Below are 26,463 nucleotides of genomic sequence, written 5' to 3'. Positions count from 1 at the left end.
CGCCGCCCATTATTCTTGTGGTTGAGTGTTTCCTTCAAGGAATACACAAGGCTCTTTTAAGGCGAGTTAAAGAAACAGGAAAAACGCAAGATCTGGGCGACATAGCAGTCACCACCACTATTGCAGGCAGAGACCTACAGCATAGGGCAGACCGGCTCGAAGTGATCTCAGAGGCCGGTATCGCTGATCTTGCCGAGCGCGCGTTCCAGGCTTTCCAGCCGGCTGGCGGCACCGCCCTCGCTCAGCGGTGTGATCGGGGCCGGAACCTCCATCAGGCTCTGAGCGATCTCAATCCAGCTCTCCGAACTGGTCAGCTCGGGAAAGGCTGCGGCGACCTCTTCGGCGACCCCCTCATTGCCGGCCTTGCGCGCTGCCAACAGCAGGTAAGAGGCATCGCGGGCAGTGAACTGCTCAGGGAAACCCGACCAGAGCCGACGATAGAACAGCATCGCCTCGATCCAATCGCCTTCCCGCCACAATGCCAGGGCGACGTCACGCAGATTGCGGGCGTCGGGGGCGGCGACACGGATGCGCAGCACTTCGTCGGAATTGCCCATATCGGCCAGAACCTGTGATCTCAGCCGACCGAGCCGCAGCTTCAGCCCGGGATCCTCAAGCGCCTCGACACGATCCAGCTCGGTCAGCGCCTCGGCCAGCAACCCACCACGGGCCAAGGCCTGCGCCAGCTTGAGGCGCAACCCGACCATGCGTTCGACCGGCACCGGCTGGCCGGTGAAACCATCAAGCTCTTCCAGCAGCGCCAGCGCCCGGCGATATTCCACCGCGGCCAGATCGGTGCCGCCGATCTCAAGCGCGCGATCGGCAAGAACTTCGGTATAGGTCGAGAACTCGGGGAAATAACGAAAGAGCGGCACAAGCCGGAGATGCACGCTCAGCCATCTGGCCAGCGGAATCTTCCCCTCGGCGCCGCCCCGATAGACCCGCGCCATATCTTCGGCGGCCTGGGCCGCGGCCCACTCCGCCTCGGGCGTGCCGGGAAAGCGCGACATCAGCTGACCAAGCAGCAGCAACGAACCGATACCATCACCGGACTGGGAATAGACCGTCGCCAGCATCTTCAGCAACTCAAGCTCATATTGGTCGCCGCGCCAGGCATCAACGCCGTGCTCCAGCACGTCCTGCGCCGCCAGCAGCGCGCCGCGCCCACCGTTTTCCAGCGCCATATCCGCCAGAGCCAGCCGCGCCCGGGCGGCATAGCGATCCCAGCCTTTCGAGGCCTCGAAATAGGCCTCCAGCGCTGAACTGGCCTGACCCGACAGCGCGGCAGCCCGACCGCGCAGGAAATACCCCACCGACGCGTCGGAGAGATCGGGCAGCCCCTCGACCATCGCCAACAGATCGGGCACCACCGCCCCGGCACCGGCCTCGACCGCCGCCTCGGTCACGCTGGGCAGCACGCTGCGCCGCAACGCCTTGGGCTGCAGGGCAAGCGCCGCGGCCACGCCATCAAGATTGTCGCGCAACATCTGCGCGTCGCCCGTCGCGATCGCCTGCAACACCAGCCACAGCGCCCGATCCTGCCGCGCCGGGTCGGACAGGGGCGATTCCGACAGGTCCGCCGCCGCTTCCCCCGCCAAAAGCCGGACCGCGCCCGACATCGCCCGCCAGCGCAGCTTGTCATGCGGGATTTCCGGGGTGACCCCCTCCAGCACCGACCGCGCCTCAGGCAACATCATCTGCGCCAGAAACAGCTCGGCCATGTCCAGAAAGACCCCCGGACGCTCAGGCCCGTGAGCGGTGCTCAGCGCCTGGATGCGGCCGACCAGATCATCATGGAATCGCGCCTGTGGCCAACGCCCCAACGCCATAGCCTCGGCAGCGCCCCTTCCCGGAGCGGGCCGCACCATGAGGCCGACGCCTTCGGCAGGCTCCGTCGCCTCTTCGCCCGAAGCCCGCGCAGCGCCAGCCACCCCGCCCGCCGCAAGGCCGGCCAGCAGCATCGCCGCAACTGTCATCGGGTTCTTCATGCCTGCCACCAACTGTTCTTGCGGTTAGCCTTGCGGGAATCCAATTATATCTTGCCTTAATTCTTATATTGATGGATAGTTTACCACGCAATAAGGTGAATTGCACCGAATTCTTTCATATTGTTCTTGCCGAGACGAGTCAGGGGGCGGCGCGCAGATGGGCCAAGCAAATTATGTCTCGCTCTCTCTGGCCACCGCGCTCGAACGCAGCATGGATCTGGCGGCGCATAACATGGCGAACGCCTCGACCGCCGGCTACAAGGCAACGCAGGCCCTGTTCGAGGCGGTCGAGCCCGATGGCGCCACCGACAGCACCGCGATCAGCTATGTCCAGGATCGTGGCACCTATACCGATACCGCCCAGGGCGCGCTGATCGCCACCGGCAATCCGCTCGACATCGCGCTGACCGGGCCCGGCTGGCTTTCCTATCAGACCGAAGCCGGCAGCACCGCCTATGGCCGCGACGGGCGGCTGACCGTCAACAGCGATGGCCAGCTCGCCACGCTGAGCGGCGCGCCGGTGCTGAGCCCTGCCGGCAACCCGATCACCCTGCCCGATGCGCTGGGGCAGGAGATCATCTTTACCCAGGACGGCACCATCACCGACCTCAGCGGCGCGGTGCTGGGCCAGATCGGCATCTTCCGCCTGCCCGATGTCAACCAGCTCGTCCCCATGGGCAACGGCATGTTCCTGTCCGACGACAGCCTGGGCAATGTCGAAGCAGATGGCGAGACCCAGCTTTCACAGGGCTTCATCGAACAAAGCAACGTGCAGCCGATCATCGAGATGACCCGGCTGATGGATATCGAGCGCGCCTATGGTCGCGCCTCGCAACTAATGTCGGAATCCAACGACCAGACCAAACAGGCGATCCAGCGCCTCGGCAACGTGGTCTGAGCCGCAGGCAAGGCGAAGGGAAGGACCCAGGACATGAAAGCACTCGGGATCGCGGCGACGGGGATGCTGGCACAGCAGACCAACGTGGACGTCATCGCCAACAACATCGCCAACGCCAATACCACCGGCTTCAAGGGGGGCCGGGCAGCGTTTCAGGATCTGATCTATCAGTCGGTCCATTCCGAAGGCGCGCTGACCTCGACCGAGGGCACGGCGCGGCCGGTGGGGATGAACGTCGGCCTCGGGGTGCAAAGCGTCGGCGTGGTCCGGCTCAGCTCGCAGGGCGGACTGTCGCAGACCGAGAACGAACTTGACCTGGCGATCGAGGGCAAGGGGTTCTTCGTGATCAACCGCCCCGACGGCACCCAGGCCTATACCCGCGCCGGCAGCTTCCAGCTGAGCGCCGAGGGGCAGATCGTCACCCTGGACGGTTACGAGATCGACCCCGGCATCACCATCCCCGACAACACCACCCAGGTCGAGATCAACAACGAAGGCGTGGTGATGGCCTATGTCGACAACACCCCCACCCCGGTGGAACTGGGGCAGCTCACCATGGCCACCTTCCTGAACGAAGCCGGGATGAAACCGATCGGCAACAACATGCTGGAGGAAACCACCGCCTCGGGCGAGCCGACGATGACCAACCCGGGCGAGCCCGGCGTCGGTATCATCCGGCAGGGCTATCTTGAGAACTCCAACGTCAACATCATTCAGCAGATCACCGATCTGATCTCGGCGCAGCGCGCCTATGAGATGAACTCGAAGGCGATCGAGACCGCCGACCAGATGCTGTCGACGGCCAATCAGATCAAATAACCACGATGACCCGCGCCGCCTCTCCCCTGCTCCCGATCCGCCGCCTGCTGGGGGCCGCGGCGCTCAGCCTGGCGGCGGCGCTGCCGGCCGCGGCCGCCGAGGTGACCGATCTGGTGGCCGAGCGCGCCGCCCGGGATTTCGGGCCCGAGCTGCCGGAGCAGGGGTATTTCAAGGTGCGACTGGCCGAAGGGCTGACCACCGAGGGCGAGCTGATCCGTGAGTTCTGGATCGACCAGGACACCGGCCAGTTCATCGCCAATGTGGTGGTCCCCTCGGGCGAGGTGCGCCGGGTCTGGGGGCTGGCGACGCTGACCGTGCCGGTGCCGGTGCCGGTGCGCCGGATCATGCCCGACACCATCGTCCAGCCCGAGGATGTCGAGACGATCGAGCTGCCCTGGTCGCGGGTCAACGCCTACGCGGTGACGGATGCCGACGGGCTGGTCGGCATGCAGGTGCGCCGCATGCTCAGCCCCGGTCGGCCGGTACAACTCCAATCCGTAATGCCGCCGCTCATCATCACGCGTGGCGATCGGGTCACGATCCAGTTGATCCACGGCGGACTTCAGCTTTCGGCGGAAGGCAAGGCGATTTCCGATGCCCACCTGGGGCAGGAGGTCAGGGTCATCAATCTCAGCAGCAACAAGACCATCGTGGCCATCGCCCGCGGCGACGGCTTAGTGGAGGCCAACTTTTGATCCGCAATCGTAACACCGCCCGCCCGCTGCCACGCCTGGGTGTCGTCGCCGCGGCGGCCCTGCTGTCGCTTTCGGCCTGCAGCGAATACACCAAACACCGCGACCCCAAGCTGAGCGACGTGGTGCTCAACAGCGAGACCCTGCCCGAGGTCAACCGGATCAGCGTGCCGATGCCCGATGCCGAGCCGATGCTGCCACCGAAACGCGCCGAGGCCTCGGGGCTCTGGGGCAAGAACACCCGCAGCTTCTTCGGCGACCGCCGGGCGCAGGCGGTGGGTGATCTGCTGACCGTGGTCATCAACATCGACGACGAGGCACAGCTCAAGAACGCCTCGGAACGCTCGCGCACCAATGGCACCAGCATCTCGAAGCCGACCTTCTTCGGCTATGGCACCCAGATCGAGAAAATCCTGCCCGGCGTCGACAAGAACGACCTGCCTTCGGGCGACAACATCATCGACCTCGAATCCTCGGCCTCCAGCGCCGGCGAGGGCACCATCAAGCGCAATGAGAGCATCCAGCTCCGCGTCGCCGCGATGATCGTCAAGGAACTGCCGAACGGCAATTTCGTCATCGGCGGCCGGCAAGAGGTGAAGGTGAACTATGAGCTGCGCGAATTGCGCGTGGCGGGCGTGATCCGCCCGGTCGACATCAACATCGACAACACCATCTCCTACGATCAGATCGCCGAAGCGCGCATCGCCTATGGCGGCCGCGGCCAGCTTTCCCGCGTGCAGCAACCGCGCTATGGCGAGGATATGCTGGACGTCGTCCTGCCCTACTGAGGGCGTCCGGCATGAGAAAGCTGCTTCTCATCCTGCTGGCACCACTGCTGATGGGAGGCGTCGGCTTTGCCGCCGGCCGGTTGCTGTTCCCTCGCGAAGCCTCCGCCTCGCAAAAGGCTTCTGCCGCGACGCAGCGCGAGGCGATGCTCTACAAGATGCCGCTGGGTCGGTTCACCATCCAGGTGCTGCAGCCCGACCGCATCCTCTATGTCCAGATCGAGATGGATGTCCTCATCGCCGGGGCAACCAATTTCGAACGCCTCGGCGACGCCGAGGGCCGCGCCCGGCTGCGCGACGCGACGATCAGCGCCGCCTCGGATCTGGCCGAAACCATGCTCTGGGTCACGCCCGGACAGGAAGATGGGCTGGACCAGCAGGCGCTGGCCGATCAGATCGCCCTGAAGGTGCACAACAGCTATCCCTCGGTCCGGTCGGCGCAGATCGACAGTTTCGTCACCCACGCCACCCCCCGCCGGAACTGAGCCGCCAAGGTGCAGGCAATCAGCGGATCGCCACCACCGCGTCCGACGAGACCGTCTCGTCACCGGTGAGATTGTAGTAAAGCTGGCCGTTGGAAAACAGCACCTCATCCACCGTGGTCTTGCGGAAGGAATAGGCGTCGATCGTCTTGCCCTCGCTGTCCTTTGCATTGACCACCATGGTATAGGAGCCGTCCAGCACCGCCCCGCCATCGTCATCGGTGCCGTCCCAGTCGATCGAGTGCAGCTCGCCCGCGTCGGTCGGCAAGTCGGAAATCGTACGGATCACCCGATCCAGTGAATCATAGATATCGACGCTGACGCTGGCCGCGCCACCGGACAGCAGGTAATAGGAATCGGTTTCCCCGCCGCCCAGCACGACGTTGCTGGAATAGGCGGTCACGTCGCGCCCGATCATCTGCGCCCCCGACATCGCGTTCAGGGCGGCGAACTGCGACGACAGGGTTTCCAGATTGCTGTTGGTCTTGACCGATTGCTCCACCTGGCTCAGCTGGGCAAGCTGCGACACGAAGGTGGTGCTGTCCATCGGCTCCAGCGGGTCCTGGTTCTGGATCTGCGCCGTGAGCAGCGTCAGGAAACGGGTGTAATCCTCGGCCAATGACGACAGCGAACCGGTGCCTGTCGTGGTGGTGGCTGCACTGGTGCCGGTCGTGTTGGTCACAGTCATGTCGAATCCCCGATCAGGTAACGATATCCAGCCGCCCGCCGCCAATCCGATCGGCGGGCGCTACGACTTCCCCGGCGGAGGCCACCGCCGGGCTTTCCATCGCCGAGGCGATCATGGAGGGTGCGGCCCGCTGATCCGAGCCCCGCTGATCGGAGCCCTGCGAAAAGGATTGCAGATCCAGCGCCCCGCCGCCCAGATTGCCCAAGGCCTGGGCAAGCAGATCGCGGTCCGCCTTGAGCGCGTTCAGCACGCCCGGGTTTTCCGCCCGCACCACGACGTTGAGCAGCCCATCGTCGGTGGTGGAGACATCGACCTCCAAGGCCCCGAGCCCGCGCGGGTTCAGCTCGATCCGGGTATGGCCGTCGGAAATCTCCGCGGCGCGGATCTGTTCGGTCAGCACCTCGGCAAAACGGGGCGGCTCGGCGACATCGGAGCGCGCGGCGGTATCGACACCGCTCGCCACCTGGCCCTGCCGGCTCGCGCCGCCCTGCGACAGCGCCGACAGCACGTCTTCGACCGTCAATCGCCGACGATTGTTGTCCGACGTTCCGGCGCCAGCACCGTCACCGCCACCGACAGCGCCGACACTGGCCGCCGCCACTGCGGCAATCCGGCCGAGAAGATCAGCGCCCCCCGCGGCGGCAGCCTCGCCGCGCATCGGCATGAATGGCAGGATCAGCCCCTCGTCGGTTGCCTCGGTCGCGGGACCATCGGCGACCAGAGCGGCCCCGTCCGGACCCGTTCCCGAGGCAAGGGGCGCCTCCCCCACCTCAGGCGCCGCGTCAACAGCAGCCTCCACGACATCCGCCGGATCAGGGGTCACCGGCGCGGCGGGAGATCCCGACAAAAGATCGGTCGCCTCCCCTTCTGCCGCCACCCGCTCCATGCCGAAAAGTTCGGACAACCCCGGGATCCCGGCCGATTGCCGCAACTGCGATCCCGTCTCGCCCAGCTCGGCAACCTGCGGCAAGGCGCGAACCGCCCGCCCCACCAGCATCAGCGCCGAACGGAACATGTCAATGGCCGCCGCGGCGGTGGCGCCGTCGGTCGCCGTCGACACCCCGGCGCCCGCGGGCTCCATTGCCGCCGCCTGCGGCAGCATCTGCGCGATCATCGCGGCCAAGCCGCCGGCGCCGCTGTCGTCGAGCTCGGCCATCGCCTCGGCCAGATCGGTGGCCATATCAGCGACCTCCCCCAGCGCATCCGCCTCATCCAGCCCCTCGGCCTGCATCGCCCGACGCCCCAAGGCATCGAGCCGCTGCAACAGGGTCGCGCGCGCCTCTGCCGCCGTGGTCGACGGATCGGCCTCGACCGAAGGGCCGATGTCGGTGCTGGCGGAAAATATCCCGGCAAACAGCTCTGCCGCATCTGCGGACAGTGCACGCATTGCACCCTGGGCCCCCGAGGCGGGAGCCGTCAGAAGAGATAACAGGGAGACAACACCACTCATGCTCTTTTCGTTCTTCTATCCCAGTTGAGCCGATGTCACGCCGCGCGACAGCAACCCGTATTTCAGCCGCGTCATCGCCCGCCGTTCGATCTGCCGCAGCCGATCCCGGCTGATCCCCAGACCCGAGGCCAAATCCTCGATCGTCGCCGGCACCTGACGCAGGTTGCGCGCCACCACGATTTCGCGCTCGACCTCGCCCAGTTCTGCGATCGCCTCGGCAAGAACGCCGTTCAGCCTGGCCGCGCCAGACGCCGCGATCAGCTGCTCTTCCGGGGTCGGCTCCTGCGACGACATCGCATCCATCCCCAGCCCCTCCGGCGTCGCCTCCATCATCTGACCGGCCCGACCGTCACGGTAGGCACGCGGCGGCAGATCCACCACAGAGCCCAACCGCGCCGCCGCCCGCGTCACCGCATTCAGGATCCACCAATGCGCATAGGTCGAGAACCGCACGCCCCGGGTCAGATCGAACCGCTCTGTCGCGCGGATCAGCCCGACAATCCCCTCAGCGATCAATTCCTCCCGATCGGCCGGCGGCAACCCCAGCCGCAATGCGCAGGCATAGACCTGGCGGGCATGCGAAAGGATCAGCGCCTCCAGCGCGAAACGGTCACGGTCCTGCTGCCAGCGCCGGATCAAATCCCGCTCCTGCTCCAACTCCAGCAGCGGCGCCTGACGCGCCGTTGCGTAAGAGATTGCCATGACCTGCCTCGCGAAAACGTAACGTTTCGTTACCAGTAGAAGATCACAGCAAGATCAGCCTGCAAAGACTTAAGTGATTAACGCCCATTTAATTCTACAGGCCGCAGTTCAGATCCTGAACTGCGGCAAGGAGACGAAACTATTCTTGTCCGCCTCTTGGGTTATTGGGCGCGCAGTTCTTCCTGATACGGCCGGCGATCGATATCGGTAACGATACGAGTGAAATCGCGTGCAATCGGGCGGGAAGCCGCGCGGCCGGTCTCGGCCCCGGCGACCGCGAAGGCCTCGGGACGGATCAGTGGCGAATGGCCGGTGCTGGCCAGTTCGATCAGGATGTGGCCCAGGTCCTGACCCAGCGCATTCCCCGAGACTTCCTCGGCCTCGGCACTGGCGACGGGTTCGATCAACACCACCGCATCATGCGGGATGTCGATCCCCAATTCCTCGACCAGCACATCCCCGAGCGAGGCCCCCGGCAGCAGCTCGGCGCTCTCCATCAAAGCATGTGCCCGCGCCACCCCGGCGTGGGACACAAGCGCAACGGTCGGGACAGTCAGCAAGGCCGAAAGCAGCTTGGCCAGCGGTGACATGTCGGCCGGAGCACGGTATTCAATCGCGTCGCCCCAGATCTGTTCTAATAGTCTCTCTTCACGCACGGTCCGATCCCCCAAAATCTTGCCGTCCAATGTTATGCGAATAGCATATTTTGTCTCTCCTACTAGGAGAATGGTTTGTTTGTAAACCTTGCGCTAACCTTATCTACATGTGTTGTCAGCCATGCGTCTCCCCTCGGCGCAGACGCCTCACAATGCCGAAACGCAACCGATTGAGTTGCATAGTAATTTCCACATGTGCACAAAATGGCGCCAACAACCACCATACCTAGACGTCAACACCACTCCTAGGCTGGCATCCCAGTCGGCGAGGAAGATTTACATTTTGCCACTTGACCTAAGACCACGCGGCAAGACCGGGGGAATCCCGGCAGACTGGAGGCGGTCAACCTGGCTATCTCTCCACCGGCACCGACGCGCCGTGGTCGCCGATGGTCATCCGATACCCCGAAGACCGCACCGTAGAAACCGAAATGCGAGAGCCAAAGGCCTGGCTCAGCTTCTTGCGGATCTTCGCCACATGCACATCGAACTTGCGGTCGCCATAATCCCAGGGCCGGCGGTCGATGGCATGGCTCAGCTCGTCACGGGTCACGATGCGGCCACTGCCGCCAAGCAGAATGCTGACCACCCGCGCTTCGGCCTCGGTCAAACCGGCGCGCAGCGCGATATCGGCCTCGGTCTCCCAATCGGCGGCCAGGTCCAGCTTGCATCCCGTCAGCCCGCTCCCCTCCGGCCCCAGCCGCGCCGCCATCCGCAGCGCAAATTCCTTCAACCCAACCGGGGCCTGCGCCACATCATCCGCCCCGGCCAGGAAAGCCTTGACCGCCCCATCCCGGTTCTGCCGCCAATCCAGCGCGATGACGCAGGCACCGGTCGCCTTTGCCACCCCGATCAGGGGCAGAGAGATGTCGTCAGCGCGGCATTGACCAATCACCGCCAGCCGCGGACGCAGCCCGCCCCGGAGCAGCCCCAGAGCCTCGTCGCCCTCTGCCGTCACCCGAACCAACCGGTCCAGGATCACGGTAAACAGGTGCTGCAACCCCATCCGGCAGGCCAAATCAGCCTCGACAATCAACGCATGCGGCTGCCCGGTCTGAATGTCATGCACCTCGGACACGTCCGCCTGCTTTCCTCGATTTGCCTGGCTCGGTTCGGTCTACCCCGGCACCGCGTTGCGGCAGGCCGGCAGACTTTGGCCGAACTCTACCCCCCAAGGTCAGCGCGACGCCAGCGCGAATTCCCCATGCCGCAGAATGCGACACCGCTCAGCACAGCAAGAACTTGCAAGAAAACATCTCGAGCGACACGCTTTCGAGAAGAACTTTAACTTTTGCGTAACTAATTTCCCAAGAAGTACTAAGAACTTTGACAAAACTTTAACCGCGCCCGCCCTATAAAATCCTTCAAGCAGAACGCGCCATTCCGCAGAAACGCAGGAAAATCATGGGAGGCACCATGGCAGGCAAGAGGAACAGCACCATCGGCAGAGATGCCGCCCTTGCCGCGGCCAACCGGGTCAGGCTGCTGCTTGCCGTCGTGGAAAACGATGATTTTCTGACAGAAGTTCTGCACAGCGCCGATCGCACCATGGTCGGACTGGAGCAACAGGCGCTGCCCGCCGCCGACCGCCGGACGGAACGCTTGCCCGAGACCATCCGTGACCGCACACCGATGGCGCGCGGCACCTGGCATGGGCGCGGACGACCGACCGGGCGCGGATAGGGCAACCGGCAAAGGATTGCCCGTTCCTCCTGTTCTTGCGCTGGCTTGTTGACTCCTTGATGACACCGTTCATAACGTGCCGGATATTTTATCGACGAGTTCCACAGCCTTGGATTTTTTGCATATGGACGCAGGTAACGCCGTGCCCCCCGAGACCGACCCGAACGAGCGGAGCACGGAAGCATCGGTCGCGCGCGTGGTTGCTGCCTTTGCACAACGGCCCGACACCACCGCCGACGAGATCGTGGCGCTGACCATCCGCCTGCTGCAGGTTTTCTCCGCCACGCCGAGCCGCCCCGATCTCGCGGTCGCAGCGCCGCTGCCACCTGCCGCACAGCGCCTGGCCGTGGCGGCCCCCCCCTCGCATTCCCCGACCAAGGCGGTGCCAGCCCTGCCCATTGATCAGGCGGTCACCTCGGACAAGGTCTATTGCCTGTGCTGCGGGCGCGGCTTCACCATGCTCAAGCGGCATCTGAAGGCCGAACACGGGCTGACCGAGGAAGAATATCGCCTGCGCTATGGCCTGCCCGAAGACATGCCCCTGGTTGCGCCCAACTATTCCGAACGCAAGGCCGCCTATGCCAAGCGTGTCGGTCTGGGCAAATATCAGCGTGAAATCGGCGAGAGCTGACCACAGGCAAGATGCTCAGAGGGCCCGGGGGCCATTAACCTTGCCACATTTCCCCCGTCCCCGCCCCAAACATGTCTCATTTGCGCCCCTCTGAGCGCATGTTCTTCACCGATCACTCGGGAAGGCTCGGCTTGCGCAGAAGGCGCTGCCGTCCGGAATCGCCGGTTGAACCGGCCCCGACGAGGCGACGAACATGGCAGCGAAAACGGGCATCAGCATCATCCGCAGAGTGGAGATCACCGAGGACGGTGGGCATCACGGCGGCGCCTGGAAAGTGGCTTATGCGGACTTCATGACCGCGATGATGGCCTTCTTCCTTCTCCTTTGGATTCTCTCCTCTTCGGATGAACAAAAGCTGCGCGGCATCGCAGAATATTTCACCAATGCCACGATGCCGAACGGCAGCGGCCTGCTGGATGGCGCCACCTTCGGCCCGCCGGGAACGCTGAACGCCTCGACCGGCACGGTGGTCGCCCGTGGCGCCGAGATGGGAGAGATCGACGATCCCAGCCCCGCCCGCTGGGAGGTGATGGACATCACCCAGACCGCCGACCCCGACGACTTGATCAAGGGCACCTATAAGGGCGCCTTTGACAACCCTGCCACCGGAGCGATTTCCGAACAGGAGAGCCGCCCCGCCGCGATGGCAAACCGCCAGGGCGAGGCAGAGGGCGAAAACAGCCACGAAGGCGCCGGTGCACCGCAGGCCGAGCAAGGCCAGACAGTTGCTGCCCAGACCGCGGCGCAGGGAGAGGCGCAGGCGATGCATGCCGCCGATGTCACCAAATTCGACGCCATCGAGGCCGAACTGCGCCAGGCCATGCAGGCCAACCCCGAGCTGCGCCCGCTGGCCGAAAACGTGATCTTCGAAAAAACCCCGGACGGCCTGCGCATCCAGGTGGTCGACCAGCTTGGCAAGCCGATGTTCGCCAGCGGCAGCACTGAGATGACCTCGGCCACGCTAAAACTGATGCAGCAGCTGGGCCAGTCGCTGGCGGCGCTGCCCAATGACATGGTGATCTCGGGCCATACCGACGCGGTGCCCTTCGCCAATCGCCGCGCCTATGACAACTGGGATCTGTCCTCGGACCGGGCCAATGCGATGCGCCGCGTCCTGCTGAAGGCCGGTGTCGCCCCCTCGCGCATCACCCGGGTCTCAGGCATGGCCGATACCGACCTGCTGGTGCCGGAAAATCCGCTCGACCCGTCGAACCGGCGCATCTCGGTACTGCTGGAATTCCGCAAGCCCGCAGCCGCCGAGCAGCCCGCCGCCACACCGGGCGAACCCGGTGCCGCCGCCAACCCGCAGGATATTGCCCCGGCCGCCAATCCGTTTTCCCCCACGGCACCGACCCAATCGCCTGAAAGCCGTCGCGCAGAAGCGCCCCTCGCCCCCCTACCGCAACGTGTAAGCGAACTGGACGAAAAAGTGTTTGAAAACCTGCGCAGCGCCCTGCGCTAAGCGGATCGGCATTGTCCACGGCCTTTCAGTGGCCCCATCCCTTCCCCGGGGTGGGGCCTTTTGCTATCCGGCCTTGGCCGCCTGCGAGCTGCTGCGAAACTTGTCCCAGTCGATCGGAGCGCCACCACCTTTGGCGTCGCGTTCGGATGGGCCGGCAAGCTGCAAACCGATCTGCAGCAGCACCAGCCCCGACACCGCGGCCGAGACCATCAGCCAGCGTCGCCGGTTGCGTTTCGGAAGGGCTGCGGCACGTTCGGCGATCAGCGGCTTCGCCTCGGCAGGCTCGACATCGACCGAGGCCTCTACCTCGGGCTCGCCAAGCACATCTGCAACGGCGGGCGCGACGCTCTCCTCGACCGGCGCGACCTTTGCCATCGCCCTACGCGCGATTGCCTCGGGCCGCCCCACCGCGGGAACCGGCGTAAAGGGCGCCGGCTCGCGCCGAAGCGCGGCGCGCGTGCCGAAATGCAGATAGAGAAAACTGCCGGTGCCGCTCAACTCGGCCTGACCGATGCGATCGCCGAAGACCCCGCGCAGGCTTTGCGGCAACTTCTCGGCCCGGATCCAGATCCGTCCGGGCAAGGCCGCGGTCGATTGCCAGGCCGGCTCAAGCCGGATCGCCACCACATTGCGATCGTCGCGCAGATAGAGCAGATCGGTATCGCTCACCCGGATGTCCGCGCCGCCCTCACCATGCTGGGCGATCAGAATCCATCCGTCGTGTTCCGGCAGCACATCACAGGCGACGCGATGCTCATCGCTCCCCTCCAGCTCCCGGGCCGAGCGGAAATAGGGCCCCGGCCCCACAGTCTCCTGTCGCTGCATGAAGCCCGGCAGCAGCGCCTTGCGCACGCGGGCCACCGGCTCGATCTGGACCGGCGTCACCCGACGCGAGACGAAATCCGCCTCGCGTTCCTCCGCCATATGGGGAAAATGCAGCGGCTTCTCTGCCGGTTCCGGCTCTGCCACCGAGCCGTCAACGCCCAGAAAAGCCACCGGATCCAGCCCCTCTTCCAACGCATAGGCATAGTTGACGGAGTAATCCGCGGCCTCTTCGACGATCTCCGGCGCCTCGGCGACCAGCACCATCAGCTTCTGTTCATCGGAATAAAGCAGCGACCGCGAGGCAAAGCCTTCGACTGCGGGAAAGAAACACATGTCCCCCGACCGCAGCGCGAGCTGACGCTGCAGGCGACGCGGATATGTCTCGGCCTCCTGATGATGAAAGACCATGAGCTGGCAGTCGCCGCTCTGCATCAAACAGACGGCCAGGCACATGTCGCCCGGCCAGTCGCGAAACGTCTGGCGCACGTCGGCCGGCCCCATCAGGACAGCCATCACCTGTTCCTTGCCAGACATTCGCCGGGTTCCTTCAGACACGAGAACTCATGAATAAACCTGTACCATGCCTGAATTAGTTGTCAATTATCCTTGCAAATCCCCCGCCACCCCAGGTGAATAAAGGAGATTTTTATTTTATTCTTGTCTAATCCACGTATACTGACCGGAAACAGATGCAGCCCAGCCACCCGCGCCCACGGGGCGGCCCATTGGACCCTATCGTGACATGACCATCATCATCGGTTTCATCATCGTCATCGCGCTTGTCTTCGGGGGCTTCGTCCTCTCCGGCGGCGAGATGGCTGTGATCGTGCACGCGATCCCCTTCGAAGGCATGATGATCGGCGGCGCGGCGCTGGGGTCGTTCATTGCCGCGAATTCCTTTGGCGAAATCCTCGGCACCTTCAAATCCGTACTGAAGACCTTCAAGGGACCGAAGTGGAAAGAGAAGGATTACATCGACCTTCTCAACCTGATGTACACGCTGACCAAGATGTATCAGCGCGACGGCATCCTGGCGCTGGACGAGCATATCGAGAACCCGCAGGAGAGCGCGATCTTCTCGCGCTTCCCCAAGCTGCAGAAAGACCATTTCGCCATCGACCTGATCACCGACAGCTTCCGCATGCTGGCGCTGCAGTTCGACGACCCGTTCCAGACCGAGGACGTGATCAACAAGAAGCTGAAGAAACATCACCACGAATCCCTTGCGGCTGCGCACGGGCTGACCACGGTGGCCGACGCGCTGCCGGCGATCGGCATCGTCGCCGCCGTGCTCGGGGTGATCAAGACCATGGGGTCGATCGACAAGCCGCCGGCGGTGCTGGGCGAGATGATCGGCGGCGCCCTGGTCGGCACCTTTCTGGGCGTGTTTCTGGCCTATCTCTTCGTCGCCCCGGTCTCCAACCGGCTGACCACCATCGAAGAGCAGGACGGCGCCTTTTATTCCGTGATCCGCGACATCTTCATCGCCATCCTGCACAACCATTCGCCCACCATCTGCGTCGAAATCGGCCGCGGCAACATTCCGACCAAGCTGCAACCGAACTTCTATGAGATGGAAGAGGCGCGCCAGGATATGGCCGAGGCCGCCTGAGCCGATGCCCGAACGGCGCCGGATCGCGGCCCTGAAGCTGATCGGGCGGATCCGGCAGCATGAAATCGACGGCCACGCTGCCCGGATGACGGCGCTGCGCGCCGAACAGGCCCGCGTTCAGGCGCAGATCGAGGCATTGGATGCCCAGGTCGACCGCGAAGGCCGCGTCACCACGCCGGAAACCGCCAGCTATCTCGCCAGCTTCCTGCGCGCCGCGCAGACCCGCCGCAGCTGGCTGAAGGCAGAGCTTCGGCGCCTCGACACCGAGGCCGAGACGATCGAGGCTGAGCTTTTGGAAAGCTTTCGCGAAGCCAAGGTCAACGACACAGTCCTGGACCGGGCCCGCGACGCCCAGAAGGCGCACGAAGGCCGGCAAGAGGCCGCCGCCACCGAAGAGATCGCCCGCAATGTCTATCTCAGGCAATCCCGCGAGGGCTGATCAGAGCCCGGCCGCCTGCCACAGCGCGCGAATATCGCTGGCCAGCGTCATCGGGTCGAAGGGCTTGGCGATCACCCCGATATCCCGCGGGCCAAGCAGCGCCTCGCGCTCGGATTCCATGATCTTGGCGGTCATGTAGATCCCCGGCATCTCGGCATAGCCCGGGCGGGCGCGGATCGCGGCCAGGGTCTCGGGGCCGGTCATCCCGGGCATCTGCACATCGGTCAGGACCAGTTGCGGCTGGAAGCTGTCCAGCGCCTCGAGCGCCGCCGCACCGCTGCCCACCAGACAGACGTCGAGCCCGCCGATCAGCTCCAGCGCCATCTGGGCGATCTCGCGGATATCCGCCTCGTCCTCGACATGCAGGATTTTGGTAAGCTCAGACAAAGTGCACTCCCTTTCTCGCAACCGGCGCCGTGACCCCCGGGGTAATCATTTCACGACCCGGCCGCCCAACGCCGCGCCCTGCCGCGCACGGATTCCGCAGGACGGGAGAACTTCGAGACGATGCCGCGGCTCAGCTCTGGCGAAACGCCCCGGGCCGCAACCACGGTGATGGGCAGATCAGACGGCAGCCGCCCGGCGCGCAGCGGCAGCAGCACGGTGACCCAGGTTTCGCCGATGAGATCGCTGAACATCATCAGATCGAAACGATCCTCGGCAGCCAGGTTCTGCGCCTGCCCCATATTGGCCACCCGAGCGATCAGCACCCCATCGCGCGCCGGCAGCGCGCCGGCAGCGCCCTCGACCTGCAGCACGCGCAGCACCTGATCCCCATGCAGCCCCTCGAGCCAGTCGGCCAGCATCTCGGCCTGTCCCTCGGGACGCAGCACCAATTCGACGCCGGGCTTGCCAGAGGCGCTCGCCTCGATCACCGAGACCGGGCGATTTTCCAGCAGTTCCTTCTCGCAAAGCGCGGCAAGCAGGGCGCGGCCCTGTTCGTTCAGCCACATCAGCGCCGAGGATTGGCCCAGAACACCGACCCCTTTCACCACCTGGCTCGCGGTCACCCGGCCGGATTCGAATTCGACCTTGGCACCCCCCTTGCGCAGCAGCACGATCAGGCGGCGAAAAGCGTTCTCCTCGGCCTCCAGCGCGACCAGGGCCCGTTGGCGTGCCTCCTCATCCCCGGCGCCACCGGCGACCAGAGGGATTGCGGTGACGGGCGCCAGTATCTCGCCGGTCAACCGCGGCAGATCGACAAAGAACTCGGTCCCCACCCCTTCCTCGCTGACGAAGAAGATATTGCCCTTGTGCTCCTCGACGATCAGTTTGGCGATCGACAACCCCAGACCGGTACCGCCCTTGGAACGGGTATCGGAACTGTCGGCCTGAGTGAATTTCTCGAAAATGGTCGGCTGGGCCGCCTGCGGGATGCCCGCCCCATAATCACGCACGGACAGCCTGAGCGCGCCCTGATAAGGATGCAGCCTCACCACGATCTCGGAGCCTTTGGACGAAAATTTCGACGCGTTCGACAACAGGTTGTCCATGACCTGCATCAGCCGGTTGCGGTCGCCCAGGGTGATCAGATCGCCCTCTGCCGCGTCGATATCCGCGCGCAGGGTGACACCATATTTGTCGGCATAGAATTTGTTCGCCTCGATCGCCGAGTCGATCAGGTCGGCCAGGTTCAACGGCTCCATCTTGAAGTCCATCTTGCCGGCCTCGATCTTCTCCAGATCAAGGATGTCGTTGATCAGCATCACCAGCCGGTCGCAGTTGCTGCTGGCCATCGAGACCATCTTCTTGACCGGATCGGACATGTCGCCGATCGAGCCCGACAGCGCCAGTCCCAGCGCCCCTTTCATCGAGGTGAGCGGCGTGCGCAGCTCGTGGCTGACGGTCGAGATGAATTCGTTCTTGGCCTTCTCCGCCACCTTGCGCTGGGTGATGTCGCGATAGATCGCAATCAGCCGCGGTTCACCCTGATCCGGCTCGACATATTCCAGGCTGATTTCATAGGGCGTGCCCGATTTGGCGGTCACCTCCCAGGTGATGCGGCGCTGCGGTCCTTCGGCCAATGCATCGCGACGCAGCTCCAACGCGCGCAGGTCGCCGGAGCTGATGAAATCGGCCACCCGCCGCCCCTGCCACTTGCCATCCGAACGACCGGACAGGCGGTCGCGGACCAGATGCTGAACGGCAGCCTTGTTGCAATAGAGCACCTCCAGCGTCTTCGGCCGCAACACGATGACCTGATCTTCGATCAGTTCCAGCGTGTCGTTGAAGCGCTCCTCGGAAATGCCCTTGCGGGTCTTGGTCACATCGGTGGCGACAACCGCAATCTCGCTCAGCTTGTCGTCGCTGCCGGTCACCGGGATGCAGGTACATTGCACGAAGGCGGCGGTTCCATCCTCTTTCACCAGCTTCAGCGCCCCATTCCAGGGGGCACCGGCCCGCATCGCCGCCATGATATCCCCCATCAGGACGCCACGGTCGGCCTCTGACAGCAGATCGCCCAGTTTGCGTTCGATTAGGCGCTGACGGTTCTGATCCGCGATGGCGCAGAAGCGGTCGTTGACATGCGAGATGCTGCCGTCCTGGGTCAGCATGCAGAACACCGTATGTTCCTCGATGGCGCTGCGATAGAAGGCTTTCGACCGCGCCTCGGACTGCAGCACGTTGCGGCGCTGTTCGGCCAACTGGATATTGCGGCGCAGCTCATAGGCCAGGAACAGCAACGACAGCAAGATCAGGATGATCCCGCCGAGGATCGGGGCGCGATACGTCCGGAAAATCCGGTTCGCCGCCTGCAGCAGGTAATTCTCGTAGGGCCGCACCCGGAGCGAGATCAGCAGATCATGAACCGATTGATAGTTCTGCGGCGCCTGCCAGATCATGCCGCCGGCGGCCTGCGCCTCGGGGCTGTCGAAGCCCATGGTCAGAAGCGTGTTGATGACCATCGCCAGCACCGGTTCCGGCACGTCCGGCAAGGCCGACAGCATCCACTCGGGATAGAGCGGGGTCGAAACCCAGAATGGGTAATCCTTGGCCGGGGCCGCCGAAATCGGGGCGAAATCAGTCAGGTCGATGGCCCCCTGCGCCGCCAGATCCTCGAGCAGACCGGCACGGACCACCCCGGCGTCGACCAGCCCCGATTGCACCGCATAGACAACCTCGCGCTGGTTGCCGCCGGAAAAGACCAATTCGGACAGCGCCCGTTCGGGATCCATCCGGCGCTTGCGGAATTCCTGCGCCGCCAGCCACCAGCCGCCGAAATCGTTCGGCTCCACCGCCATCACCCGCTTGCCTTCAAGCTGGCGAAGATTGCGCACCGGACTGTCGGCCCGGGTGAAGATCAGCGCGCCGGTCATGTCATAGGTGCGCCCCTGCCACTGCTTGGCGACCGACAGCAGCGCCCGCGCGCCGTCTTCGACCTCGGCCGCCACATAAGAGGCCGGATCGGTCAGGGCGAATTCGATCTTGTGCTTTTCCACCGCATCGGAAAGCGAGGCCAGCGTATGCGGCTCGATGCTGAAGCGATATGGCAGATCCTGCCGTCGAGCGGCCTCGTTCAGAAACGCCGCCATCGGTCCCCAGGCTTCAAGCGTGCGGGTCGCGCCTTCGGTCGACAGGACACCGATGCGGAAGGGAGTTGTCGTTTGCGGGACCGCCTGAGCCTGCGCCTGGGTGCCGACAAGCAACCAGATGGCGCAGATCAGGACAGACGCCAGACCCCATAGAGGGCGGCCTCGGCAGCGTCTTCGGGTTCGCTTTCCCGCGTCACTCCGCATCCAAGCTCTGCTCCATAACGTCGAGCAACTGATTCAGCAAATCCCGGATTTCGACCCGATCGGCCTCCTCCGGCGTCTCCGCCAGATCGTCAATCCTTGCCTCCAGCCGCGCGGCCGTCGACCCGATGTCGGGAAAACCGACCGCCCCGCAGATTCCGTGCAACTTATGCGCAGTCCCGCGCAATTCCCCTGTGACATCTTGCCAGCGGTCACTATCCTTCAAACCGCCGAGCAGTTCGTAAAATCCATCGATCCGATCAGAAAGAGACGCGATGAAGCGCCCTCTTATGCGCGCCAACCCGGCGTCAAGCTGCGCCGCCTTAACAGCGTCCAACCCTTGAACCATTTGACCCTACCAACCCGTTCGCCCAGCTTTTGGCGCGCGCCGCACGCCCACTGTTTCTGTAACTTTCACAATCGCAAAGATCTTCAACTGCACAGAGTAGATAATCTTTTTGAGTTTAAAGCTGGTATAAGAAATCAAGAATTTGTTAACGATTATGACCCCACTGGTGCGGATTGGACACGATGTGGCACCAAATGTTGGGAGTCGACTTGCCGTGGACAACAAAGGGGCGCCGCGGCGCCCCCTCGTCCCGTCGCTTCCGATCTCAGCCCGGAAGCTCATGCTGCATGCGCGGCGAGAAAGCTCCCGGCGGCACGCTCGGGACGTCCCAGCCTTTCCGTGGTCTGGCATTGCTTCAGGTTTTCAACAGCCCGTTCGAGAAATCGCAAATCGTCGCGACGCTCCAGCAGCTTGGGGGCGGCAACGGCACCGATCTGAACCGAAAAGCTGGTGGCGACGTCTTCGCAATAAACCAGATCGGGATCGTTCAGCATGCTGACCAACTGATCCTGCATGGTTTCGATCTGCGGCAGTGACCGCTTCGGCCCGACACACAGGAAGATGCCGCTGCCGATATAGGTGACAAAGGCCTGACTGCCGACCAGCACATCCGAGATCACCTCGGCGACATCGGTGACGACATAGGCGAATTCCTCCGGCGAGGAACCGGTATGGACATATTCCAGCTCAGGCACGCGGATCGCGAAGGCACCGATCGAGAATTGCTTCTGTTCCTTCATGATCATCACGTAGTTCTGCAGAACCCCGTGCGAGACATAGCCCTTGATCTCCTCAATGGCGATCGGCTGGGCGAAGGAGCCTTTCTGCTTTTCAGGCCGGGCGATGGCAGCCGTCGCCATGGCGGCGCGGCGCATCTCGGATTGCAGCCGGTCGGCCAGGCGGATTCGGGTCATCAGCTCGGTCGTGTCGAAGGGCTTGGTGACATAGTCGGTGGCCCCCGCCAGGAAGGCGCGGTCGATATAATCTTTCTGGTTCATCGCGGTGATCATGACCACCGGCGACTTCCGATAAATGTCCATCTCCCGCACCCGTTGGGTCAGTTCGATTCCATCCATGCCCGGCATCTGGATATCGAACATGAAAACGTCGAATGGGGTTCCGGCAATTGCGATCTTGCGCAAGGCATCTTCGCCGCTCTCCGCCAGGACGACGTCATCGTAACCATGCGCCTCCAGCGTCGCGAACAGCAGTTCCCGGATCAGTTCGTCATCGTCGACAGCGAGGATCTTCATTTTGCTCTCCAGTCGTTCTGCCGGTTTTTTTCGACAGTTACGTCTCGGTCGGGCACTTCTGCGCCGATTTTCCTGTTGTCACCCTGACGGTCCGATTCGACCGCACGGGATGGCTCTGCTCTACTCTCTAGGTTGCATTAGGGGGGAGAAATATGGCGCAAATTTGACCGAGTTTGGGATCAGTTGCGACGCTTTGATTTTAGCGCCGACCTTGACTGATTCGGGGCCGCCCGCGCCCGAACCTCCTCCCCTGCCGCAGCACGCGCAGAAGGGGACCGGCCGCGCATACACGCCTTAGTTGCGGAAGGGATCCCCCTCGTCAGGGTCGAGTTCGCGCCAGTAGAACCGCCCCTGAGAGCTGTTATCCGACACACAACGCAACGCCTTGTGCGGCCGATCGGTCACCACGTCGCGGCGCACCGGCACCTCTACCGTGACCAGTGACCCCGGCGAATAGGCAAGGCCCGAGAAATAGCAGAATCGCGTTTCCACCTGATCTGGCAAGGGGCTGGCACCCAGCGCCGCCGGCGGCTGGAGGGGTTGGGCCGTCGCGGTCACCGCCACGACCAGAAATGCCGCCGTCAGTGCGGAAATTCCCGCCGTTCGACAGGCTGTCTCATCGGGCATGTCCGGCCCTCCCTTCGCATCGCGGCCAAGCTACGGCGGTGGCCGGGAAAACCCAAGTCGGAAATCGCTCTACCCTTGGGTGACCCCCGACCGGGAGGTGCCAACAGTTGCTTCTCTCGGACAGAATCGCCCCACTCGGCGAAAAGCCGCAACGGCGCCACGCGTCCCGACGATGCCGCGCAAAACCTACAATTGTTAACAAAACAGATTCCGCCCAAAATTTAAGCGCCCCTCTCCGCGGCGGCCGCAAAGGGTATCGCTCAGCCGGCAAAACTAGTCGACGGCATGCATATTCTCAGCGGTCGGACCCGGCCCCCCCTGCCCCCCGACGTGCCGGCGCGGGCCGTCAGGCAAACCCGCGCAGCAAGCTGTCCGGCAGCGCCTTGATCACCGCGCGATCCGCCAAGGACGAAAAGGTCACCTGCAGCCCCTCCGGCAACAGATCGCAGATCGCGAAGCCGCCGTCCTCAAGGATGGTCATGCCAGTTTCCAGCGTCTCGTCGACGCCGGATTGCTGGCCGATGCTGGTCACCACCGGAATGCCACGCCAGAGGGTGACGCGGTTGGTGTGGATATGCCCCGCCAACACCGCCAGAACGTTGCGGCCGGCCAGCAGATCACCCAGTCGCGCCGTGGTTTCGTCGTTCAGCGTCTCCCAGGCATAGGGCGATGCGGGATCAATCCGCGGCGGGTGGTGGATCGCCACCAGCTTCGGCAGGTCGGGATGGCGCGCCAGCATCTCCTCGGCATGGGCCAGTTGCGCCGGGCTCAGCCCACCGCTGACCTGACCGGGCTGCAGGCTGTCGAGAATGACAATATGCACCTCGCCGATCACCGCGTCATGGTCGACCGTCCCCTCCGGCCCCGCCGCGTGATCGGGAAAGACCGCAAAGAACCCCTCGCGCCGGTCGTGATTGCCAAGCGCATAGAGCACCGGCATGTCGAGCGGCGCCATCATCTGCCGCAGCAGACGATAGGACGACTCATCGCCGATATTGGTCAGATCGCCCGAGGCGACGATGAAATCGGGGCGCGGAGAGATGCCATTGGCGATCTCGACCATCCGCGCCAGCACCGTCACCGTATCGGCGTATTGATGCGGATCCTCGGCCTCCGGCGCGGTCAGGTGGATGTCGGTCAGATGAAGAAAACGGGTCACAGTGCCTTGCCCCCTTCCAGTTCCAGTTTCGCCGCCGTCAGCAAGGTATGGGTATAGTCATGCCCCGGGTTGTTCAGGATATCCGCCGCCAGCCCCTGTTCGACCACCACCCCGTTCCGGAGCACCAGCAGATCGTCGCAGAGGCTGGAGACCACGGCGAGATCATGGCTGATGAAGAGAATGCCAAGCCCCATCTCGTCTTGCAGATCCATCAGCAGGTTCAGGATTTGCGCCCGCACCGAGACGTCGAGCGCCGAGACCGCCTCGTCCGCGACCAGCAACTTGGGCTTGGTGACAATGGCCCGCGCAATGGCGATCCGCTGGCGCTGCCCGCCGGAGAACTCATGCGGAAAACGGTCGATATCCGCCGCCCTGAGCCCCACTTGCTCCAGCGTCTTCAGGATCAATGCCTGATCGGGCTTCATGCCGGCGGCGCGCAACGGCTGCGCCACCGACCAGCCGACCGAGCGGCGCGGATCGAGCGATCCGAAAGGATCCTGAAAGATCATCTGGAACTCTGGCCGCAGCGCCTGCAGCTCGCGCTTGTTCAGCGCGTGGATGTTCCTGCCCTCGAACAGCACCTCGCCCTCGTCCGGCGCCTCGAAGGCCATCACCATCCGCGCCAGGGTCGACTTGCCCGATCCGCTTTCGCCGACGATCCCCAGGGTGCGGCCCTGGGTGATCTGGACCGAGACGTTATCGACCGCGACCAGAGGCTCCTCGTGATGAAAGAGCTGCTTGCGCGGGCGGGGATAGCGGCGGGTGACGCCCTGAATGTCCAGCAGAACGCTCATTCCACCACCTCCGGCACATGATGACAGGCGCAGGTGCGCGCGCCGCCGATCCCATGCAGGGCCGGACGGGTATCCGCGCATTTCGGCAGTTCCACCGAACAACGGCCGGAGAAGCGGCAGCCATGCGGCAGATCGGCCAGCGCCGGCACATTGCCCGGGATCATCGGCAGCCGCTTGCGCAGCTCGCCCCCGGTGATGGTCGGGCGGGCATGCAGCAAGCCCTTGGTATAGGGATGCTGCGGATCGGACAGCACCTGCGCCACCGGCCCCTTCTCGACGATCTCGCCGCCGTACATCACCGCCACCGTCTCGGCGGTGCGGGCGACGGCGGCCAGATCGTGGCTGATGAAGACCAGCACCATGCCGCGATCCCGGGCCAGCCGGGTCAGCAGATCGGTGATCCTCAGCGCCACATGCGCGTCGAGCGCGGTGGTCGGCTCATCCGCGATCAGGATGCCCGGATCGCAGGCCAGGGCCAGCGCAATCAGCACCCGCTGCCGCTGGCCGCCGGAAAGTTCATGCGGGTATTGCCGCAGCTTCTCTTCCGGATCCTGAATGCCGGTCTCCTCAAACAGCTCCAGCGCCCGGCGGCGGGCGTCGGACTTGCTCAAGCCCAGATGCAGCCGCAGCGGTTCCATCACCGTATCGCCCACCCGCCGCAGCGGGTTCAGCGCCATCATCGGTTCCTGAAAGATCATCGCCACCTTGCGCGCGCGCATCTCGCGCCAGTCGCGGTCGGAGGCGCCGGACAGGTCATGGCCGTCGATCGTCAGCCGGCCGGTCATCTGCGCCGCCTCGGGCAGCATGCCCATCAGCGCTAGCCCCAGCATCGACTTGCCCGACCCGCTTTCGCCGACCAGACCCAGCCGTTCGCCCGGACGCAGGCTCAGCGACACCCGCCGCAGCGCCTCGGCCTCGCCAAAGCGGACCGAGATGTTTTCCGCCTCGATCATGTGCGCGCCCTCGCCAGTCGGGGATCGGAGATATCCCTGAGCCCATCGCCCAGCAGGCCGAAGCCCAGCACGGCGGCGATGATGCAGAGCCCCGGATAGATCGCCAGTTGCGGCGCCAGATACATCAGCGTCTGCGCCTCGTTCAGCATCCGGCCCCATGAGGGCATCGGCGGCTGCGCGCCAAGGCCCAGATAGCTCAGCGCCGCCTCGGCCAGGATGGCAACGGCGAATTCGATCGTCGCCTGCACGATCAGCGTGGCCGAGATGTTCGGCAGCACGTGGTCGATGGTCAGGCTGAACTGGCTCGCGCCCGCGGCGCGACCGGCAAGCACGTAATCCCGCGTCCAGATCTGGTTCGCGGCGCCGCGCGCCACCCGGGTGAAGATCGGCACGTTGATGAAGGCGATCGCCAGGATCGCGTTCGACAGCGACGGACCGAAGGCCGCAGCCAGCATGATCGCGAACAGCAGCGCCGGAAAGGCGAAGCCCAGGTCGGCAATCCGCATGATCGCGGATTCCACCCAGCCACCGAAGGCCGAGGCGGTCAGCCCCAGCGCGGTGCCGATGCTGCCGCCGATGCCGACCGAGATGAAGGCCACCGCCAGCGAATTGACCGAGGCCGCCATCAGCAGGCTGACCACGTCGCGACCAAGCTGATCGGTGCCCAGCCAATGGTCGGCCGAGGGCGGGCGGAACTTCTGGGTGACGCTCAGCACGGTATAGTCATAGGGCGTCCAGACCAGGGACAACAGTGCCGCCGCGGTCAGAGCCACCACCAGAACCGCCCCGATCCGAAGGTTGATCGCGCGGGTCATGACAGCCGTCCTTTCAGCCGCGGGTCGATCAGAACATAGGCGATATCGACCAGAAAGTTCGCCGTGACCACGATGGCGGCGAACAGCACCACCAATGCCTGCACGGTGAAGAGATCCCGGTTCGAGATCGACTGGAACACCAGCCGGCCGAGCCCGGGCAGATAAAAGACGTTTTCGATCACGATGGTCCCGGTCACCACGGCGGCGACCTGCATGCCGACGATGGTGACGATCGGCACCAGCGCATTGGGCAGGATATGCCGGCCAAGGATGCGGCCCCGGGTCATGCCGGTGGCCCGCGCGGTGCGCACGAAATCAAGCCGCATGACCTCCAGCGCCGAAGACCGCGTCACCCGCGCCAGCACCGCCGATTGCACCAGCGCCAATGCCGTGGTCGGCAGGATCAGCGATCTGAGCGCCGCGACCGGCTCGTCCCAGCCGGGAAAGCCGCCGGGCGGCAGCCAGCGCAGCTTGACCGCGAAGAGCAGCACCAGGAGCATCGACAGCCAGAAGGCCGGGATGGCGATGCCAAGCTGGCTGAGCAGCATGATGATCCAGTCGCCGGCGCGGCCGTGGTTGGCCGCCGCGATCACGCCCAGAACGATGCCCAGGACCACCGTCGCCAGGGTGCCGAAGGCCGCCAGCGACAACGTCAGAGGCAGACGCTCCACGATCAGTTCGCCCACCGGCACGCGGAAGAAATAGCTGGTGCCGAAATCGCCGTGCAGCGCGCCCCATATCCAGTGGAGATAGCGTTGCCAGAGCGGATCATCGAGCCCGAGCTGCGCGCGCAGGGCGGCGCGGGCGTCTTCGGTGGAATCGATGCCGAGAATGGTGACCGACGGATCGCCGGGCAGCACGTTCATCACCAGGAAGACGATGACCGAGATCGCGAGGATCGTGGCCAGGAATCCCAGTGTTCGTCTGAGGAGGAAAACTTGCATGCGGAAACGCCAAAATGCCGGGG

27 protein-coding genes are annotated in these 26,463 nt (G+C 64.4%); 10 read left to right on the top strand and 17 right to left on the bottom strand.

Annotated elements, in window-relative coordinates; genetic code table 11:
- Positions 1-167 precede the first annotated feature (167 nt).
- The gene (locus ACN0V4_RS00320) at positions 168-1,997 is read right to left on the bottom strand and encodes a hypothetical protein (protein ID WP_417672514.1); all 1,830 of its coding nucleotides are present in this window, start codon (positions 1,995-1,997) and stop codon (positions 168-170) included.
- 148 nt (positions 1,998-2,145) lie between these two features.
- Here ACN0V4_RS00320 and ACN0V4_RS00315 point away from each other — a divergent pair, with 148 nt between their 5' ends.
- The 5 genes from ACN0V4_RS00315 to ACN0V4_RS00295 are packed head-to-tail and all read left to right on the top strand — an operon-like array spanning position 2,146 to position 5,667.
- Positions 2,146-2,886 (top strand): flagellar hook-basal body complex protein, encoded by a 741-nt coding sequence (locus ACN0V4_RS00315; RefSeq protein WP_417672513.1) that lies wholly within the window; start codon positions 2,146-2,148, stop codon positions 2,884-2,886.
- Positions 2,887-2,919: 33 nt separating this feature from the next.
- Positions 2,920-3,705 (top strand): flagellar basal-body rod protein FlgG, encoded by a 786-nt coding sequence (gene flgG, locus ACN0V4_RS00310; protein ID WP_417672512.1) that lies wholly within the window; start codon positions 2,920-2,922, stop codon positions 3,703-3,705.
- A 5-nt stretch (positions 3,706-3,710) separates the two neighbouring features.
- Positions 3,711-4,400, top strand: coding sequence for a flagellar basal body P-ring formation chaperone FlgA (gene flgA / locus ACN0V4_RS00305; protein WP_417672511.1), 690 nt, complete (start codon positions 3,711-3,713; stop codon positions 4,398-4,400).
- A complete protein-coding gene (flgH, locus tag ACN0V4_RS00300; protein WP_417672510.1) occupies positions 4,397-5,185 on the top strand; it encodes a flagellar basal body L-ring protein FlgH in 789 nt (262 codons plus the stop codon). The genes flgA and flgH overlap by 4 nt, the downstream gene beginning before the upstream one ends.
- 11 nt (positions 5,186-5,196) lie before the next feature.
- Positions 5,197-5,667 (top strand): hypothetical protein, encoded by a 471-nt coding sequence (locus ACN0V4_RS00295; RefSeq protein ID WP_417672508.1) that lies wholly within the window; start codon positions 5,197-5,199, stop codon positions 5,665-5,667.
- A 19-nt stretch (positions 5,668-5,686) separates the two neighbouring features.
- Here the strand turns inward: ACN0V4_RS00295 and ACN0V4_RS00290 are convergent, their stop codons facing one another.
- The 5 genes from ACN0V4_RS00290 to ACN0V4_RS00270 form a co-directional block, all read right to left on the bottom strand.
- Positions 5,687-6,352 (bottom strand): flagellar hook assembly protein FlgD, encoded by a 666-nt coding sequence (locus ACN0V4_RS00290; RefSeq protein ID WP_417672506.1) that lies wholly within the window; start codon positions 6,350-6,352, stop codon positions 5,687-5,689.
- Positions 6,353-6,365: 13 nt separating this feature from the next.
- The gene (locus tag ACN0V4_RS00285) at positions 6,366-7,739 is read right to left on the bottom strand and encodes a flagellar hook-length control protein FliK (protein ID WP_417672504.1); all 1,374 of its coding nucleotides are present in this window, start codon (positions 7,737-7,739) and stop codon (positions 6,366-6,368) included.
- A 78-nt stretch (positions 7,740-7,817) separates the two neighbouring features.
- Positions 7,818-8,504 carry a sigma-70 family RNA polymerase sigma factor gene (locus ACN0V4_RS00280; protein ID WP_417672502.1) on the bottom strand — a complete coding sequence of 229 codons (687 nt, stop codon included), beginning with the start codon at positions 8,502-8,504 and terminating at the stop codon, positions 7,818-7,820.
- A gap of 161 nt (positions 8,505-8,665) precedes the next feature.
- On the bottom strand, positions 8,666-9,160 hold the full coding sequence (locus ACN0V4_RS00275; RefSeq protein WP_417672500.1) for a hypothetical protein: 495 nt from the start codon (positions 9,158-9,160) through the stop codon (positions 8,666-8,668).
- A gap of 352 nt (positions 9,161-9,512) precedes the next feature.
- Positions 9,513-10,238, bottom strand: coding sequence for a winged helix-turn-helix domain-containing protein (locus ACN0V4_RS00270; RefSeq protein WP_417672498.1), 726 nt, complete (start codon positions 10,236-10,238; stop codon positions 9,513-9,515).
- A 338-nt stretch (positions 10,239-10,576) separates the two neighbouring features.
- On the opposite strand from ACN0V4_RS00270, the gene ACN0V4_RS00265 reads away from it, so the two are divergent.
- From ACN0V4_RS00265 to ACN0V4_RS00255, 3 genes are all read left to right on the top strand, one after another.
- Positions 10,577-10,843 (top strand): hypothetical protein, encoded by a 267-nt coding sequence (locus ACN0V4_RS00265; RefSeq protein WP_417672496.1) that lies wholly within the window; start codon positions 10,577-10,579, stop codon positions 10,841-10,843.
- Between the two features lie 124 nt (positions 10,844-10,967).
- Positions 10,968-11,474: a MucR family transcriptional regulator gene (locus tag ACN0V4_RS00260; protein WP_417672494.1), complete on the top strand. Its 507-nt coding sequence runs from the start codon at positions 10,968-10,970 to the stop codon at positions 11,472-11,474.
- 193 nt (positions 11,475-11,667) lie between these two features.
- Complete coding sequence (locus ACN0V4_RS00255; protein WP_417672492.1) at positions 11,668-12,936, top strand: flagellar motor protein MotB; 1,269 nt, start codon at positions 11,668-11,670, stop codon at positions 12,934-12,936.
- 63 nt (positions 12,937-12,999) lie between these two features.
- On the opposite strand, the gene ACN0V4_RS00250 is transcribed toward ACN0V4_RS00255, so the two are convergent.
- The gene (locus tag ACN0V4_RS00250) at positions 13,000-14,295 is read right to left on the bottom strand and encodes a hypothetical protein (RefSeq protein WP_417672490.1); all 1,296 of its coding nucleotides are present in this window, start codon (positions 14,293-14,295) and stop codon (positions 13,000-13,002) included.
- Positions 14,296-14,503: 208 nt separating this feature from the next.
- Between ACN0V4_RS00250 and motA the strand changes: the two genes are divergently transcribed.
- Together motA and ACN0V4_RS00240 are read left to right on the top strand one after the other, a co-directional pair.
- Positions 14,504-15,373: a flagellar motor stator protein MotA gene (motA, locus tag ACN0V4_RS00245; RefSeq protein ID WP_417672488.1), complete on the top strand. Its 870-nt coding sequence runs from the start codon at positions 14,504-14,506 to the stop codon at positions 15,371-15,373.
- 4 nt (positions 15,374-15,377) lie between these two features.
- Positions 15,378-15,812, top strand: coding sequence for a hypothetical protein (locus ACN0V4_RS00240; RefSeq protein ID WP_417672486.1), 435 nt, complete (start codon positions 15,378-15,380; stop codon positions 15,810-15,812).
- Here ACN0V4_RS00240 and ACN0V4_RS00235 read toward each other — a convergent pair whose 3' ends face one another.
- The 10 genes from ACN0V4_RS00235 to ACN0V4_RS00190 all read right to left on the bottom strand — a co-directional run bounded on the left by ACN0V4_RS00235 (position 15,813) and on the right by ACN0V4_RS00190 (position 26,440).
- Positions 15,813-16,199: a response regulator gene (locus ACN0V4_RS00235; RefSeq protein ID WP_417672484.1), complete on the bottom strand. Its 387-nt coding sequence runs from the start codon at positions 16,197-16,199 to the stop codon at positions 15,813-15,815.
- A 50-nt stretch (positions 16,200-16,249) separates the two neighbouring features.
- Positions 16,250-19,549, bottom strand: a complete 3,300-nt coding sequence (locus tag ACN0V4_RS00230) for a PhnD/SsuA/transferrin family substrate-binding protein (protein ID WP_417672482.1) — start codon at positions 19,547-19,549, stop codon at positions 16,250-16,252.
- Positions 19,539-19,883 (bottom strand): Hpt domain-containing protein, encoded by a 345-nt coding sequence (locus ACN0V4_RS00225; protein ID WP_417672480.1) that lies wholly within the window; start codon positions 19,881-19,883, stop codon positions 19,539-19,541. Before ACN0V4_RS00225 ends, ACN0V4_RS00230 begins: the two co-directional genes overlap by 11 nt.
- A gap of 290 nt (positions 19,884-20,173) precedes the next feature.
- Positions 20,174-21,148: a response regulator gene (locus tag ACN0V4_RS00220; protein WP_417672478.1), complete on the bottom strand. Its 975-nt coding sequence runs from the start codon at positions 21,146-21,148 to the stop codon at positions 20,174-20,176.
- 294 nt (positions 21,149-21,442) lie between these two features.
- Positions 21,443-21,775 carry a hypothetical protein gene (locus ACN0V4_RS00215; protein ID WP_417672477.1) on the bottom strand — a complete coding sequence of 111 codons (333 nt, stop codon included), beginning with the start codon at positions 21,773-21,775 and terminating at the stop codon, positions 21,443-21,445.
- A gap of 346 nt (positions 21,776-22,121) precedes the next feature.
- The gene (locus ACN0V4_RS00210) at positions 22,122-22,934 is read right to left on the bottom strand and encodes a metallophosphoesterase family protein (RefSeq protein ID WP_417672475.1); all 813 of its coding nucleotides are present in this window, start codon (positions 22,932-22,934) and stop codon (positions 22,122-22,124) included.
- Entirely contained in the window at positions 22,931-23,728 is a 798-nt protein-coding gene (locus ACN0V4_RS00205; RefSeq protein ID WP_417672473.1) for an ATP-binding cassette domain-containing protein, read from the bottom strand. Before ACN0V4_RS00205 ends, ACN0V4_RS00210 begins: the two co-directional genes overlap by 4 nt.
- The gene (locus tag ACN0V4_RS00200) at positions 23,725-24,681 is read right to left on the bottom strand and encodes an ABC transporter ATP-binding protein (protein WP_417672471.1); all 957 of its coding nucleotides are present in this window, start codon (positions 24,679-24,681) and stop codon (positions 23,725-23,727) included. Before ACN0V4_RS00200 ends, ACN0V4_RS00205 begins: the two co-directional genes overlap by 4 nt.
- Positions 24,678-25,496, bottom strand: a complete 819-nt coding sequence (locus tag ACN0V4_RS00195) for an ABC transporter permease (protein ID WP_417672469.1) — start codon at positions 25,494-25,496, stop codon at positions 24,678-24,680. Before ACN0V4_RS00195 ends, ACN0V4_RS00200 begins: the two co-directional genes overlap by 4 nt.
- Complete coding sequence (locus ACN0V4_RS00190; RefSeq protein ID WP_417672468.1) at positions 25,493-26,440, bottom strand: ABC transporter permease; 948 nt, start codon at positions 26,438-26,440, stop codon at positions 25,493-25,495. The genes ACN0V4_RS00195 and ACN0V4_RS00190 overlap by 4 nt, the downstream gene beginning before the upstream one ends.
- Between the last annotated feature and the right edge of the window lie 23 nt (positions 26,441-26,463).

The organism is Pseudodonghicola sp. (assembly GCF_048268305.1).
Lineage (GTDB): Bacteria > Pseudomonadota > Alphaproteobacteria > Rhodobacterales > Rhodobacteraceae > Pseudodonghicola.
Note: the sequence above shows the minus strand (reverse complement) of the source record. Positions and strands in the feature narration are given on the sequence as shown.